The sequence below is a fragment of the Fluviibacterium sp. S390 genome, assembly GCF_049800695.1.
In the GTDB taxonomy this organism is placed as follows: Bacteria; Pseudomonadota; Alphaproteobacteria; order Rhodobacterales; family Rhodobacteraceae; genus Meridianimarinicoccus.
The window spans coordinates 18,385-33,006 of record NZ_JBNAFN010000009.1 but is presented as its reverse complement, the minus strand read 5'-3'; the positions used below and the strand labels follow the sequence as shown (position 1 = coordinate 33,006).

Genomic DNA, 14,622 nt, shown 5'->3' with positions numbered 1-14,622 from the left:
GCGAAGGCGGGCGCGGTCTGGCAAGCGGGGTGATCTTGGATTTCGTGCCTCCGGCGGGAGTATTTCCGTCAAGAAGAAGAGACGCGGGGCGCGCGTCAGATTTCCAGCAGGCCCTGATCGGGGTCGCGTGGGGCTTGCAGGCCCAGATGCTGCCAGGCCCGGCGGGCCAGCATGCGGCCACGCGGCGTGCGCTGGATCAGGCCTTGTTGCAGCAGGTAGGGCTCGATCACCTCTTCCAGCGCATCGCGGCTTTCGGACAGCGCCGCAGCCATGGTTTCGATGCCCACAGGGCCGCCGCCATAGTGCTCGGCGATCAGGGTCAGGTAGCGGCGGTCGGCGCCGTCGAGCCCCAGGTGATCGACCCCGAGGCGGGTCAGGGCGAGGTCGGCGATGGCCCGGCTGAGGCGGCCGTCGCCTTCGACCAGCGCGAAATCCACCACCCGGCGCAGCAGCCGTCCGGCGATGCGCGGGGTGCCACGGGCGCGGCGAGCGATCTCGCGCGCGCCTTCGGGGTCCGAGGGGATGCCCATCAGGCGGGCGCCGCGTGTGACGATCTGGTGCAGCTCGTCCTCGGTGTAGAATTGCAGCCGCGTCGGGATGCCGAAGCGGTCGCGCAGGGGCGTGGTGAGCAAGCCGAGCCGGGTGGTGGCGCCGACCAGGGTGAAGGGCTGAAGTTCGATCCGGACGGTGCGGGCGGCGGGGCCTTCGCCGATCACCAGATCCAGTTCGAAGTCTTCCAGCGCCGGGTAGAGCACCTCTTCCACTGCCGGATTCAGACGGTGGATCTCGTCGATGAACAGGACATCGCGGCTTTCGAGGTTGGTCAGGATCGCGGCGAGATCGCCGGCCTTGGCCAGCACCGGGCCGGAGGTCATACGGAAATTCACCCCCAGTTCACGGGCGATGATCTGGGCCAGCGTGGTTTTTCCAAGACCGGGCGGGCCGTAGAACAGGGTGTGATCCATCGCCTCGCCGCGCTGGCGAGCGGACTGGATGAAGACATGCAGGTTGGCGCGCGCCTCGGCCTGGCCGGTGAATTCGTCCAGCGATTGCGGGCGCAGGGCGCGGTCGGCGTCTTCGGGTTGGGGGTCTGGGCGCAGGGTGGGGTCCGGGGCCTGGGTCACGCGATCACTCCTTCGGGGCCAGCAGGCGCAGGGCGGCGCGGATCAGGGCGGTGGTATCGGCATCGGGCGCCTCGCCACTGGCCTGGGCCACGGCGGAGGCGGCTTCGGACGGGCCATAGCCGAGGTTGTTCAGCGCCGAGAGTGCGTCGGCCTGGGCGGAAGCGTCGATGGACGGCGCGGGGGCTGCGGGCGCGGGGGTTTCTAGCACTGCCGTGTCTGCCGTGGAGGGCGTGGTGGCGGGCTGGGCGCCGGCGCCGCTCATCGCCATCACCGAAGGGGCCTTGTCCTTCAACTCGTTCACCACCCGTTGCGCGATCTTCGGGCCAACGCCGGGGGCGGCCTTGACCGCCGCCGCATCCCCAAGCGCGATGGCCCGGCTGACCCCGTCAGGCCCCAGAGTGCCGAGGATCGCCAGCGCCGCCTTGGCACCCACTCCCTGCACCGTCAGCAGCAAGCGGTACCATTCCTTTTCCACCAGGCTTTCAAAGCCGAAAAGCTGCAGCAGATCCTCGCGCACCAGAAGATCGGTGTAGAGCGACACGAAGGCCCCCCGTGCGGGCAGCGTCGCCAGCGTGCGATCCGAACAATAGACCAGGTAGCCCACCCCGCCGACGTCGATCATCACGTGATCGTTGCCGCGATAGGCCAGTTGCCCCGACAGCCGCCCGATCATGCGGAGGCCTTGCGCAGCGCGGCCTCGAGCCGGCCTGCCGATTGCAGGTGATGGGCGTGACACAGCGCGATGGCCAGCGCATCGGCGGCATCGGGGCCTTCGGGTTCGACGCCGGGAAAATGCAGGCGGATCATCGCGCCGATCTGGTCCTTGTGGGCGTGCCCCACCCCGACCACCGCCTTTTTCACCGCGTTGGGGGCGTATTCGCCGATCGGCAGCCCCGCCTGTGCCGGCACCAGCAGCGCGATCCCCCGCGCCTGCCCCAGCTTCAGCGTGCCCACCGGATCGCGGTTCACGAAGGTCTGTTCGACCGCCGCATGGGTTGGTGCATAGCGCAGCAGGATGTCCGTCAAATCGATGTGCAGGCGCAACAGGCGTTCAGCCAGACTGCCCTTGCCCGAAACCAGCGTGCCGTTGGCCGCGTGGCGAATCCTGGTGCCCTCTACGTCGATGACGCCCCAGCCGAGTCGCCTCAGCCCCGGATCGATCCCCAGAATGCGCATCTGCCTGCCCGCTCGTTGTTATTTTGGCACGCATAGCACGAAACAAGAACATCTGTAAAACGGATTGCCCGCAGGCTTCGACGCGACGTTACCTTTCCGGCGCAGTCTGAAACCGACATCCCGGCGGGAAACCGGGTCTGAAAACGACATTTCCAGACCTGGATTTAGGGCCAGTTTTCAATGCTCTTAGCGCCAGAAACAGCCCTGCCTTTTCTGCATGACGGGCATGCACAAAGCGCCGGTTGCCGGGGTGCGCAAGTTTTCCTATCTGGCGACTCGAGAACGATGAATACCTCACCACTCTGAAAACTCTAGAAGGATGGTCTGTCATGGCCTACGTACAAGCACACGCCCTGCCGCAAGTTTCCGGTTCGATCTTTTCCCTGCCGACACACCTGGTGACCCGTTTCCACGCCTGGAATCAAGCCCGCCAGACCCGCAATGCCCTTATGCAACTGACGGACCGTGAACTGGCCGATGTGGGCCTGACCTATGCCGATATCGAGAAGGTCGCGCGGAACACCGTCCATGTGTGACCGGCTGCACCACACTGATTGCCGGAGACAGGCCGCGGGATAACTCCTCGCGGCCTTTTTCTTTGTCTTACGCCGCGCGTTGCAGTGTCAGGGTGGTCCAATCGCACTCGATGTCGCGCTGGGTCAGGGCAAAGCCTGCGTCCTCATAGGCCTCGATCACCGCATCGGCCTGCGCGTTCAGGATGCCCGACAGGATCGCATGGCCACCCGGCGCCACGGCGCCGCCCATGTCCGGCGCAAGCGCCAGAAGCGGGCCCATCAGGATATTGGCAAAGACCAGATCGAAGGGTGCCTCTGCCGCCAGATCGGGATGATCGAACCCGGCGGCCTCGACGCAGATCACCCGGCCTTCCAGCCCGTTGGACACCACGTTCGCCGCCGCCACCTCGACCGCCACTTCGTCGATGTCCGAAGCCAGCACCGTGATCGGCCAGACCCGGGCCGCGGCCATGCCAAGAACGGCGGTGCCACAGCCGACATCGGCGACCTTCTGGCAGGTCACACCTTGTTCCAGCAGGCGATCCAGCGCCTTGAGGCAGCCCAGCGTGGTGCCGTGATGGCCGGTGCCGAAGGCCATGGCGGCCTCGATCAACAGGCCGATCCGGCCTTCGGGCAACTTGTCGGCATCATGCGAACCGTGCACGAAAAAGCGCCCGGCCTCGACCGGTGCCAACTCGCGCTTCACCTTGGCCACCCAGTCGGTTTCCGGCACTTCCGACACGGTGAAGGGCCGGGCCCCGAAGGCGGCGGCCGCCAGCGCCAGCGCCACATCGTCGGGGGCCTCCAGGAAATAGGCGCCGACCTCCCACAAGCCCGAGCCGTCTTCCATTTCGAACACGCCGACGCCAGTGGGAATGGGGTCGATGTCTTCCAGCATCTCTCCCAGAGCCTGGGCGGCATCGCGGCCCTTCAGGGTGGTCAGGGCGGAATAGGTGATCATGGGGCGCTCCGGTGCGTTGGGGTCAGAGGGGCTATAGCGGGCGGGCCGGTACCCCTGCAACCCGCTGGCCGGGCGCCACATCGCGCGTGACGACCGCGCCCGCACCGACGACGGCACCGTCGCCCACGGTGACACCGGGCAGCAGGGTCACGCCGCCACAGATCCAGACATCTTCTCCCAGCGTGACGGGAAAGGCCCGTTCGATCCCCTCGCGGCGGCAGGTCGGATCGGGGTGATGCTCGGCACAGTAGATCTGCACCCCCGGTCCCAACATGGTGCCTGTGCCGATGCGCACCGGCGCGCTGTCCAGAATGGTGCAGCCCGCGTTCATGTAGACCCGATCGGCCAAATGGATGTTGCGCCCGTACGAGCAATGAAACGGGGCTTCGATGAAGACCCTCTTACCAACCTCGGCGAACAGCGCGCGCAACCAAGGGGCCATGGCGCCGCGTTCATCCGGCGCCAGGGTGGCGTGCTGGTGGCAGGCCCGGCGCGCCTCCTGGCGCAGGGCCTCGAAGGCCTCGCCAAGCGCATTGTACCAGGTGCCATCGGCGACCCGCGCCAACGGCGTGACGTCAGACACCCGTGCCAATCGGGCAGGCAACCCCGGTGCCGCCCAGCCCGCAATAGCCACCGGGGTTCTTGGCCAGGTATTGCTGGTGATAGTCCTCGGCATAATAGAACACGGGCGCGGTCAGGATCTCGGTGGTCACGGCCCCGTACCCGGCCTGGGCAAACCGCGGTGCCACGGCTTCGCGACTGGCCACCGCCGCCGCTTGCTGGGCCGCGCCATAAGTGTAGATGCCCGAGCGATACTGGGTGCCCATGTCATTGCCCTGCCGCATGCCCTGGGTCGGATCGTGGCCTTCCCAGAACACCTGAAGCAGCGCCTCATAGCTGATCACGGCGGGATCAAAGATCAGCCGCACCACCTCGTTGTGGCCGGTCTGGCCGCTGCAAACTTCCTGGTAGGTCGGGTTCGGCGTGTGGCCGCCCGCATAACCGACCATGGTCAGCCAGACGCCGTCAGCCTGCCAGAACAGACGCTCGACGCCCCAGAAACAGCCCATGCCAAACATCGCCTCGGCCATGCCCTCGGGCACCGGCGACTTCAGCGGAATGCCGGACAGGAAATGGGTCTGCGCGGTGGGGATCGGCGTCTCGCGCCCCGGCAATGCCGCCTCGGCGCTGACCATCTCGGACTTCTTGCGGAACAGGTTCATCATCGCGACCTCCCTTGGATCAGCCGTAAGAATAGGGTGCCCGCCCCCCGCCGCCAAGCAGGCGCCGGTCACAGGGACGTGTGCTCGCTCCGCCGCCAACGTGGCAACAGATGCGCCTCGGACAGGGGGACGATGGTCAAACGCATGGCCGCCCCCCGCGTCGGGCGCTTCCGTGCCTTCTTCTTGGCGAAAATACTCCCCGCCGGAGGCGTCCTGCCCTCACAGAAAGCTCTGCGGATCGATATCGATGCGCAGCCTCAGATCACCCTTCAACGGAAACTGTCCGGCCCATTGCGCCACCGCCGCCTGCAAGGGCGCGCTGCGCGCCGCCTTGACCAGCAGCCGCACCCGGTGCCGCCCCCGGATCCGGGCAATGGGCGCGGGCGCCGGCCCATACAGTTCCGCCCCGATGGCCGCCAGCGGCCCGTTCTGCCGCGCCAGCGCGTTGCCCAGGTCGAACACCTGCGCCAGGTCGGGGCCCGAGATCACGATCCCCGCCATGCGCCCGAACGGCGGCATGGACAGGGCCTGTCGTTCCGCCGCCTCGGCCCGCCAGAACGGCTCATCCGCGCCCGACAGGATCGCCTTGATGACCGGGTGCTCGGGCTGGAAGGTCTGCAACAGCGCCTGCCCCGGCCGGTCTGCCCGCCCGGCCCGGCCCGCCACCTGCCGGATCAACTGGAACGTCCGCTCCGCCGCGCGCAGGTCCGAGCCCTGAAGGCCAAGGTCGGCGTCGATCACCCCGACCAGCGTCAGCAGCGGAAAGTTGTGCCCCTTGGCCACCAGCTGGGTGCCGATGATGACGTCGGCCTCCCCCGCCGCGATGGCGCCGATCTGTTCCTTCAGCGCCCGCGCCGAGCCATACAGATCCGACGACAACACCGCGACGCGGGCGTCGGGAAAGGCCGCGATGGCCTCTTCGGCCACCCGCTCGACCCCCGGACCCACCGCCGCCAGCTTGCCCTCGACATTGCACGACGGGCAGGCGTCGGGCAGCGGACGGCTTTCACCGCATTGATGGCAGATCAGCCGTTTCTGGAAGCGGTGTTCCACCATGCGCGCGTCGCAATGCTCGCAGCCGATCTGCTGGCCGCAGGCCCGGCACAGGGTCACCGGGGCATAGCCGCGCCGGTTCAGGAACAGCAGCGCCTGTTCCCCCGCCGCCAGCCGCGCCTGCACCGCCTGCCGCAGGCTGGGCGACAGCCATGTGGAGGGCGCCAGATCCTCGGCCCGCATGTCGATCGCCGCCATCTCGGGCAGCACGGCGGCGCCGTAGCGCGCCGTCAGCACCAGCTTGTCGTATTTGCCGGTCTCGGCATTGACCCAGCTTTCCAGCGACGGCGTGGCCGAGGCCAGCACCACGCGCGCCCCGCAGATCGCCGCCCGCAGCACCGCCATGTCACGGGCCGAATAGATCGCGCCGTCCTCTTGCTTGTAAGACGTGTCATGTTCCTCATCGACCACGATCAGCCCCAGATCACGGAACGGCAGGAACAGGGCCGAGCGCGCCCCCACCACCAGTTGCGCGCCGCCCTGCCCGACCATCTTCCAGCAGCGTCGCCGCTCGGTCTGGGTGATGCCGGAATGCCATTCGGCGGGCCTGGCGCCGAAACGGTCCTCGACGCGGGTCAGGAATTCGGCGGTCAGCGCAATCTCGGGCAGCAGCACCAGTGCCTGCCGCCCGGCTTTCAGACAGGCGGCGACGGCTTCCAGATAGACCTCGGTCTTGCCCGAGCCGGTGACCCCTTGCAGCAGCGTCGTACCGTATTCGGCCTCGGCCAGCCCGACCGACAGCTTTGCTGCGGCATCGGCCTGATCCCCGGTCAGCGGCTTGCCGGGGCGGGTGGGATCCAGCACCGGATAGGGCAGGTCGCGCGGGGTTTCGGTTTCTTCCAGAACCCCTTGTTTCACCAGCCCCTTGATGACCGAGCCGCTGACGCCGGCGGCCTGTGCAATCTCGCTCTGGGTCAGGGCGGCCCCGCCGAAATCCTCCATCGCATCCAGCACCCGCGCGCGGGCATCTGTCATCCGGTCCGGTTCGCCATGGCCAAGCCGATAGACCTTGCGGCGGCTTTCGGCATGCCCCAGCCCCGGCGCGCGGGTGGCCAGCGACAGCATCGCGTGCATCGGTGTCAGGGTATAGTCGCCGGCGCGGGTCAGGAAGGTCTGCATGTCCTCGGTCATCGGCGCCACGTCCAGCCGACCGAAGATCGGGCGCACCTTTGCCAGATCATAGCCGCCCTGCCCCGGCCCCCAGACCACGCCCAGAACCCGACGCGGGCCCAGCGGCACCTCGACGAAATCGCCCACGCTACAGCCGCCCTCGGGCGCCTTGTAGTCCAGAAACCGGTCCAGCGGCTGGGTCGTCAGCACCGAAACCAGCGCGCCGGGGGGAAAGATGTCTTGCCGCGTCATGCCCTTTCCTTAGCCCCGCCCGTGCGGCGCGGAAAGCCCACATTGGCGCGGCGGCCCCCGCCAGGGACCAAGGCCCGACGGAATGCCGGGAAAAGGCGGGACAGGGGATTTGGGGATGTGCTACCTTGCTGCAAAACAAGACGAGGCAGACATATGAGCACCGACACCCTGGCCAGCGCCGAAACGGCGCTGCGCGACCTTATCGTGGCCGATCCCGAACGCGTCCTGAACGATCCCCATATCCTGCAGGCGTTGCTGCGGGCCGAGGATCAGGCCCGTGGCGGCAACGTGGTGGACATGCGCGGCATGACCATCTCGCGACTGGAAGACCGGCTGGCGCGGCTGGAACAGACCCATCAGTCGGTGATCACCGCCGCCTATGACAATGTGGCCACCACGGCACAGGTGCATCGCGCCATCCTTGCCATGATCGAGCCGCTGGACTTCGATGCCTTCCTCGGCACGCTGGACACCACCGTCGCCGAAACCCTGCGCCTGCGCGCGGTGCGGCTGGCGCTGGAAAGCGAGGATCGCACCCCTGACAGTGATCTCAACCCGCTGACCGGCACGCTCAGCCTGCTGCCGCCGGGCTATCTGGACAGTTTCGTCACCGAGGGCCGCCGGATGCGCAACCGCCCGGTGATCCTGCGGCAGGTGACGCAAGGCGCGGTGTCGGTCTATGGCACGGCTGCCGCCGACATCCGCTCCGAAGCGCTGGTCTGGCTGGATCTCGGTCCCGACCGGGTGCCCGGCCTGCTGGTGCTGGGCGCGCAGGAGCCCGAACATTTCGCACCCGGACAGGCCACCGACCTTCTGGAACTGTTTGCGCGGATCTGCGGGCGTCTGGTCCGGGGCTGGCTGGGGTGAGCCTGATCAGCCCCGGCGTTTCGGATCTCATCGCGACATGGCTGGACAGCCTGCGCGCGCTGGATGATGCCTCGCCGGCCACGATCACCGCCTACCAGGGCGATCTGCTGGGATTTGCCGCCTTCATGGGCAGCTATCACGGCGCGCCCGCCAGTCCCGCCACCCTGCGCGGCACCGATCTGACCGCCATGCGGGCCTGGATGGCCCATGAACGCGCCCGTGGCCTGTCGGCCCGGTCGCTGGCCCGCGCCCTGTCAGCGGTCAAAAGCTTCTTTGGCTGGTGGGCGGAGCGGGACGGGTTCGACCCGTCCAACGTGCTGTCCACCCGATCCCCCCGGCACCGCCGCAAACTGCCGCGACCGCTGGTCGAGGATGCGGCCAAATCGCTGATCTCGCAGGTGGAATTGCAGGCTCCGCAGGACTGGGCGGCGGCCCGTGACGTGGCGGTGGTGACGTTGCTGTACGGCTGCGGGCTGCGCATTTCCGAGGCCCTGTCGCTGACCGGCCGCGATGCCCCCCTGCCCGAGATGCTGCGCGTCGTCGGCAAGGGCCGCAAGGAACGGCAGGTGCCGGTCCTGCCGGTGGCGCGTCAGGCGGTGGAGCACTACCGTCGGCTCTGCCCCCATGATCTGCCCCCCGACGCACCGCTGTTCCGTGGGGTGCGCGGCGGCGCGCTGTCTGCCGGGATCATCCAGAAAGCTGTGCGCGCGGCGCGGCAGCAACTGGGCCTGCCCAGCACCGCGACCCCGCACGCGCTGCGCCATTCCTTCGCGACCCACCTGCTGAACAAGGGCGGCGATCTGCGCACCATCCAGGAATTGCTTGGCCATGCCTCGTTGAACACCACCGAGGCATATACCGCGGTCAACGCGGCGCGCTTGATGGATGTCTATCGAAAGTCACACCCGCGCGCCTGACCTGACGCCACCGCCGGACTGCGGGACGTCAGCGCGCCGCGTCCATCAGGCGGCGCATCTCGCGAATGGCCGGCTCCAGCCCCAGGAAGATGGCCTCTCCGATCAGGAAATGACCGATGTTGAGCTCCATCACCTCGGGCAGCGCCGCGATGGGCTGCACGGTGTCATAGGTCAGCCCGTGGCCGGCGTGAACCTCCAGCCCCTGCGCCTTGGCATAGGTCGCCATCTCGGTCAGGCGGGCCAGTTCCGCGTCGCGTTCGGCAATCCGGCCTTCGGCGTGAAAATCGCAATAGGCTCCGGTGTGCAGTTCGATGACTTCGGCGCCGATGCGCTGCGCGGCCTCGATCTGGGCGGCGTCGGCGGCAATGAAGATCGACACCCGGCTGCCTGCAGCGCGCAGCGGCGCGATATACGCGGCCAGCCGCGCCTCTTCGCGCCGCACATCCAGCCCGCCCTCGGTGGTGCGTTCTTCGCGCTTCTCGGGCACGATGCAGACCGCGTGCGGCTTGTGGCGCAGCGCGATGGCCTGCATTTCATCGGTCGCGGCCATCTCGAAGTTCAGCGGCACGGTCAGGCGATCGGCCAGCGCCGCAATGTCGGCGTCCGAAATATGGCGGCGATCCTCGCGCAGATGCGCGGTGATGCCATCCGCGCCCGCCGCTTCCGCCAGAAGTGCTGCCCGCAGCGGATCGGGATAGGCACTGCCGCGCGCGTTCCGCACGGTGGCCACATGGTCGATGTTCACGCCAAGGCGCAATGGGGTCCGGGACATGGGATCCTCCCTCTGTGTCGAGTTCCCTTTTGAGGGAAATCAGCCGCGCCTGAAAGACTAGAGTTGCCGGCGCGGCACGCCATAGACGCGACGGGCGCGGCGTTTTTGATAAGCCGCGATCACCGGGCGGGACAGAAAATAGGCCAGCAGAGCTGCGACCAGACCGGGGATCAGCCCGCCCACAAGATAGGGCAGGAACACACCTTCGAAGAACAGCATCAGCCGGTCCCAATGCGGTTCGCCCCCGCTGACCAGAAGGCGCAGGTTGGTCCACAGTTCGGAAAAGGCGCGCGAGAAGGTCTTCAGCACCTGCGGCAGCGGCACGCGGGATTCGGACCCGAAGAGCAATTCTCCGGTCTCGATCGACAGGGCGGCGATCAGTGGAAAGGTCAGCGGGTTGCCCACGAAGGTGGACAGCAACGCCGCCAGAACATTGGCGCGCAGCAGAAAGGCCAGCAGGGCGGCGATGAACATGTGCAGGCCGAAGAACGGTGTGAAGGTGACGAAGACCCCGGCGGCAATGCCACGGGCAATGCGGGCGGGCGGATCGGGAAGACGGCGCAGGCGGTGCGAGATATAGCTGATGGCCCGGCTCCACCCCCCGCGGGGATAGACCGAATCCTGGGCTATTCGCCAGATGCTTCGCTTGTTCCGCCGTTTGAACACCAACAGACGGCTCTCCCCAATCGTCTCAGATGGTCACGCATCGATCCCTGCGCGATACCGGGTGATGGCCGCGACGTTGCTTTCTGCCTCCAGCGCGGTCATGACCCTGTGCAGATGTTCGGTATCGCTGAGTTCCACCTCCATCCGCATCCGATAGTAGTCCGGCTTTCGGTCTACGAAAACGAGATTCGAGATGTTGGCTTTCTGTTCGCCGATCAAGGTGCAGATCCGTCCCAGAACCCCGGCATCATTGCTGAGCGTGACGTCGAAGGCCGACGGGTGTACCGCCGCATGGGGGCCGCTGTGCCAGCGCAGGTCGATCCAGCGATCCATCTCGTCCTCGAATTCCACCAGACAGGGGCAGTCGATGGCATGGACGACGACGCCCCGGCCCGGCCGCGTGATGCCGACGATGCGTTCGCCGGGCACCGGTTGGCAGCAGGGGCCGCGATCCCAGTTCTGGTCCGGGCTGAGACCGATGACCGCGCGCCGGGTCTCGATCTCGTCGCCGCGATATTCGCTCAACTCGGGATAGAGGATTTCGACGACGCGGCGGGCGACGATCTCGCCGCTGCCCAGACGCGCCAGAAGCTCTTCGCTATCGCGCCCCAGTCCCAGCCGCTGCGCGGCGGTGGTCAGGGCCTTTTCGGTAACCCGCTTGTCGACCTGTTCGAAGGCCACGCGGGCCAGTTCGCGGCCCAGCTTGACAAAGCGCGACCGGTTCTCGGCGCGCAGCGCCCGGCGGATGGCGGATTTGGCCTTGCCGGTGACGGCGATGTCGATCCAGGTGGCTTGCGGGCTCTGGCCCTCGGCGGTGATGATCTCGATCGACTGGCCGTTGCGCAACTGGGTCCACAGCGGCACCCGCTGGCCATCGACCTTGGCACCGACACAGGCCGAACCGATGCGGGTGTGGATGGCAAAGGCGAAATCCAGCGGCGTCGCCCCGCGCGGCAGTTTCACCACATCGCCCTTGGGCGTGAAGCAGAACACCTTGTCGGGGTACATCTCAAGCTTCACCGCCTCGAAGAACTCGTCATCGTCGGCGGAGGCTTCGAAATGTTCGGCCAGTTGCGCGATCCACGACTGCGGATCGACGGCAAAGGGGTTCTCGGCGCGCTGGCCATCCTTGTAGGCCCAATGGGCCGCGACCCCGGCCTCGGCCACATCGTGCATCGCGCGGGTGCGGATCTGCACCTCGACCCGCTTGCCGTCGCGGCCCAGCACCGTGGTGTGCAGACTGCGATAGCCGTTCTGCTTGGGCTGGCTGATATAGTCCTTGAACCGGGTCGGCACCGCGCGCCAGCGATGGTGGATCGCGCCCAGCACGCGGTAGCAATCCATCTCGTTGCTGGTGATCACGCGGAAGCCATAGATGTCGGACAGGCGCGAGAAGCCGATTTCCTTCTGCTCCATCTTGCGCCAGATCGAATAGGGCTTCTTGGCGCGGCCGATGACCTCGGCCTCGATGCCGTATTCGGTCAGTTCGGCAACCATGTCCTCGTAGATCTTCTCGATGACATTGCCGGCTTTCTCGCGCAGCTTCAGAAAGCGGCGGATGATGGCGGTCCGCTGTTCGGGGTTGAGCACCTGGAAGGCCAGATCCTCAAGCTCGTCCCGCATCCCCTGCATTCCCATGCGGCCGGCCAGCGGCGCATAGATGTCCATGGTCTCGCGGGCTTTGCGCGCCTGCTTTTCCGGCGGCAGCGACTTGATGGTGCGCATGTTGTGCAGGCGGTCGAACATCTTGACCAGCACCACGCGCAGATCCTTGGACGTCGCCATGAACAGCTTGCGGAAGTTTTCGGCCTGCTTGGTCTCGGTGGAACTGAGCTGCAGGTTGGTCAGCTTGGTGACGCCATCGACCAGCTCGGCAACCTCGGCCCCGAACAGACGGGTGATGTCGCCGTGGGTGGCCTCGGTATCCTCGACCGTGTCGTGCAGGATGGCGGTGATGATGGTGCTGTCGTCCAGATGCTGACGCGCCAGCATGTCGGCGACGGCGACCGGGTGCACGATATAGGGTTCGCCCGAGCGGCGGAACTGCCCTTCATGCACCTTGCGCGCATAATCATAGGCCAGACGCAGCTTGGCTTCATCCGTCCGCGGATTGTATTCCTTGACACGCGCGACAAGATCGTCGACCGGGATCAGACTTTCCTGCACGACGCGCGGTGTCCTGTTGTAAGTGTCAGCCGTTTTCCTGCGCCTGCATCAGCGCGCGCAGAAGCTTTTCTTCCGACATGTCTTCTTCTGCGGGTTTGTCGGCTTCGACCCCCATCAGCAGCGACATCTGATCGTCTTCCGGCTCATCGACCTCGATCTGGGTCTGATGGCTTTCGATCATCCGCTCGCGCAGATCGTCGGTATTCTGGGTTTCCTCGGCGATTTCGCGCAGGCTGACCACCGGGTTCTTGTCGTTGTCCCGATCGACGGTCAGCGGTGCGCCGCTGGCGATTTCGCGGGCGCGATGCGCGGCGAGCATGACCAGTTCGAACCGGTTGGGAACTTTGTCAACGCAGTCTTCGACAGTGACGCGAGCCATCGGAATCTCCTCGGGGGCATTTCGGCAAGCCTGTAACCTATGCAAGATCGCAAGGGGTTGCAAGCGCAAAGGAACGGTCAGTCTGTCCAGCCGATCGGCGTGATCCCGGCCCTGCCCTGCGGGCCCAGATCGGACAGCATCCGGGCCACGCTGCGGCCCAGAACCGGGTGTTGCCAGTCAGGCGCAATGTCGTGCATCGGCACCAGAACAAAGCCGCGATCCTGGATGCGCGGATGCGGCAGCACCAGACGATCGGGCGCGGCCTGCGCCTGCAGGTCCGGCGACAGGCCCGACCAGTGCTCAAAGGTGGCGCGATCCGGTAGAATACTGTCGTCATATGCAAGTAGATCAAGATCGATACCCCGCGCACCCCAGCGCTCATCGCGCGTTCGACCATAACGGGATTCAATCTCGTGCAGTCGCGCCATAAGCGAGTTTGCGCTCAAGCGGGAATTCACTTTTGCGACAGCATTGACATAGTCCGGACCAGCCCCATCTGGGAAGCACGGAGTTTGATAACAATCACTTAGCGCCTCTAATTGCGTGAAACCACTGTCAATTTCCCGCAAGGCCGCCTGCAAGGTCCGCCGTGGCGAACCGGCGGTCGACGGCAGGTTGGCACCAAGAGCGACGAAGATATTCATGACGGTATTGTGAAGTTCGACTTGCGGCGCTACCATTTTTCGCTACCTGTTCAGAGGGTGCCTTCGGACACCTGTTACTCAAACGAAGTCACTATAGAATATGCGGGCAGGCGACCAGCAACTGCCATTCCGCATCAATTTTGGGAAGGAACTATTATGTTCTATCGCGATGAACGGCTTGCCTTGTTCATTGATGGTTCGAATTTGTACGCCGCTGCCAAGTCCTTGGGCTTCGACATCGACTACAAGCTGCTGCGGCAGGAATTCATGCGCCGTGGCAAGCTTCTGAGAGCTTTCTACTATACCGCGCTTCTGGAAAACGACGAATACTCGCCGATCCGCCCGCTGGTGGACTGGCTGCACTACAATGGCTTCTCCATGGTGACCAAGCCCGCCAAGGAGTACACCGACTCGATGGGGCGCCGGAAGGTCAAGGGCAACATGGACATCGAACTGACCGTCGATGCCCTGGAACTGGCCCCGCATGTGGATCACATCGTGCTGTTTTCCGGCGATGGCGATTTCCGGCCGCTGGTCGAGGCCCTGCAGCGCAAGGGCGTGCGAGTGTCGGTCGTGTCGACGATCCGTTCGCAGCCGCCGATGATCTCGGACGATCTGCGCCGCCAGGCCGACAATTTCATCGAACTGGACGAGTTGAAGGATGTGATCGGCCGCCCCCCGCGCGAGCCTCGGGAAACCGGCTTTCAGGACGCGGCCCAATCCGAAGACGCCTGATCCCGCCCCCTGACCAGAAAAACGCCCGGCACCAGCACCGGGCGTTTTTTTTCGTTCCGCCG

General features: G+C 66.1%; 16 protein-coding genes. 4 read left to right on the top strand and 12 right to left on the bottom strand.

Features of this window, described 5'->3' with window-relative positions; translation table 11 throughout:
- Window positions 1-95 precede the first annotated feature (95 nt).
- From ruvB to ruvC, 3 genes are read right to left on the bottom strand one after another with little or no spacing between them, the layout of a single operon-like run.
- Window positions 96-1,124 carry a Holliday junction branch migration DNA helicase RuvB gene (gene ruvB / locus ACP15K_RS09225; RefSeq protein WP_424990347.1) on the bottom strand — a complete coding sequence of 343 codons (1,029 nt, stop codon included), beginning with the start codon at window positions 1,122-1,124 and terminating at the stop codon, window positions 96-98.
- Window positions 1,125-1,128: 4 nt separating this feature from the next.
- Window positions 1,129-1,797 carry a Holliday junction branch migration protein RuvA gene (gene ruvA / locus ACP15K_RS09220; protein WP_424990346.1) on the bottom strand — a complete coding sequence of 223 codons (669 nt, stop codon included), beginning with the start codon at window positions 1,795-1,797 and terminating at the stop codon, window positions 1,129-1,131.
- On the bottom strand, window positions 1,794-2,300 hold the full coding sequence (gene ruvC / locus ACP15K_RS09215) for a crossover junction endodeoxyribonuclease RuvC (RefSeq protein ID WP_193141838.1): 507 nt from the start codon (window positions 2,298-2,300) through the stop codon (window positions 1,794-1,796). Before ruvC ends, ruvA begins: the two co-directional genes overlap by 4 nt.
- 329 nt (window positions 2,301-2,629) lie before the next feature.
- On the opposite strand from ruvC, the gene ACP15K_RS09210 reads away from it, so the two are divergent.
- The gene (locus ACP15K_RS09210) at window positions 2,630-2,836 is read left to right on the top strand and encodes a DUF1127 domain-containing protein (protein WP_193141839.1); all 207 of its coding nucleotides are present in this window, start codon (window positions 2,630-2,632) and stop codon (window positions 2,834-2,836) included.
- Window positions 2,837-2,903: 67 nt separating this feature from the next.
- Here the strand turns inward: ACP15K_RS09210 and ACP15K_RS09205 are convergent, their stop codons facing one another.
- From ACP15K_RS09205 to ACP15K_RS09190, 4 genes are all read right to left on the bottom strand, one after another.
- Entirely contained in the window at window positions 2,904-3,776 is an 873-nt protein-coding gene (locus ACP15K_RS09205; RefSeq protein WP_424990345.1) for a 50S ribosomal protein L11 methyltransferase, read from the bottom strand.
- A gap of 31 nt (window positions 3,777-3,807) precedes the next feature.
- The gene (locus ACP15K_RS09200) at window positions 3,808-4,359 is read right to left on the bottom strand and encodes a sugar O-acetyltransferase (RefSeq protein WP_424990344.1); all 552 of its coding nucleotides are present in this window, start codon (window positions 4,357-4,359) and stop codon (window positions 3,808-3,810) included.
- Entirely contained in the window at window positions 4,352-5,002 is a 651-nt protein-coding gene (gene msrA, locus ACP15K_RS09195; protein WP_424990343.1) for a peptide-methionine (S)-S-oxide reductase MsrA, read from the bottom strand. Before msrA ends, ACP15K_RS09200 begins: the two co-directional genes overlap by 8 nt.
- A gap of 216 nt (window positions 5,003-5,218) precedes the next feature.
- Window positions 5,219-7,414: a primosomal protein N' gene (locus tag ACP15K_RS09190; protein WP_193141843.1), complete on the bottom strand. Its 2,196-nt coding sequence runs from the start codon at window positions 7,412-7,414 to the stop codon at window positions 5,219-5,221.
- A 153-nt stretch (window positions 7,415-7,567) separates the two neighbouring features.
- Here ACP15K_RS09190 and ACP15K_RS09185 point away from each other — a divergent pair, with 153 nt between their 5' ends.
- Together ACP15K_RS09185 and ACP15K_RS09180 are read left to right on the top strand one after the other, a co-directional pair.
- Window positions 7,568-8,281 carry a DUF484 family protein gene (locus tag ACP15K_RS09185; RefSeq protein ID WP_193141844.1) on the top strand — a complete coding sequence of 238 codons (714 nt, stop codon included), beginning with the start codon at window positions 7,568-7,570 and terminating at the stop codon, window positions 8,279-8,281.
- On the top strand, window positions 8,278-9,198 hold the full coding sequence (locus tag ACP15K_RS09180; protein WP_193141845.1) for a tyrosine recombinase XerC: 921 nt from the start codon (window positions 8,278-8,280) through the stop codon (window positions 9,196-9,198). Before ACP15K_RS09185 ends, ACP15K_RS09180 begins: the two co-directional genes overlap by 4 nt.
- Window positions 9,199-9,226: 28 nt before the next feature.
- Here ACP15K_RS09180 and ACP15K_RS09175 read toward each other — a convergent pair whose 3' ends face one another.
- From ACP15K_RS09175 to folK, 5 genes are all read right to left on the bottom strand, one after another.
- Window positions 9,227-9,970 (bottom strand): pyridoxine 5'-phosphate synthase, encoded by a 744-nt coding sequence (locus tag ACP15K_RS09175; protein WP_424990342.1) that lies wholly within the window; start codon window positions 9,968-9,970, stop codon window positions 9,227-9,229.
- 57 nt (window positions 9,971-10,027) lie between these two features.
- Window positions 10,028-10,636, bottom strand: coding sequence for a DUF2062 domain-containing protein (locus ACP15K_RS09170; protein WP_319022472.1), 609 nt, complete (start codon window positions 10,634-10,636; stop codon window positions 10,028-10,030).
- A gap of 33 nt (window positions 10,637-10,669) precedes the next feature.
- Window positions 10,670-12,790: a RelA/SpoT family protein gene (locus tag ACP15K_RS09165; RefSeq protein WP_193141926.1), complete on the bottom strand. Its 2,121-nt coding sequence runs from the start codon at window positions 12,788-12,790 to the stop codon at window positions 10,670-10,672.
- A 37-nt stretch (window positions 12,791-12,827) separates the two neighbouring features.
- Complete coding sequence (rpoZ, locus tag ACP15K_RS09160; RefSeq protein WP_193141848.1) at window positions 12,828-13,181, bottom strand: DNA-directed RNA polymerase subunit omega; 354 nt, start codon at window positions 13,179-13,181, stop codon at window positions 12,828-12,830.
- 77 nt (window positions 13,182-13,258) lie between these two features.
- Window positions 13,259-13,825, bottom strand: a complete 567-nt coding sequence (folK, locus tag ACP15K_RS09155; RefSeq protein ID WP_193141849.1) for a 2-amino-4-hydroxy-6-hydroxymethyldihydropteridine diphosphokinase — start codon at window positions 13,823-13,825, stop codon at window positions 13,259-13,261.
- A gap of 156 nt (window positions 13,826-13,981) precedes the next feature.
- Between folK and ACP15K_RS09150 the strand changes: the two genes are divergently transcribed.
- Window positions 13,982-14,560 carry an NYN domain-containing protein gene (locus tag ACP15K_RS09150; protein WP_193141850.1) on the top strand — a complete coding sequence of 193 codons (579 nt, stop codon included), beginning with the start codon at window positions 13,982-13,984 and terminating at the stop codon, window positions 14,558-14,560.
- Window positions 14,561-14,622 lie beyond the last annotated feature (62 nt).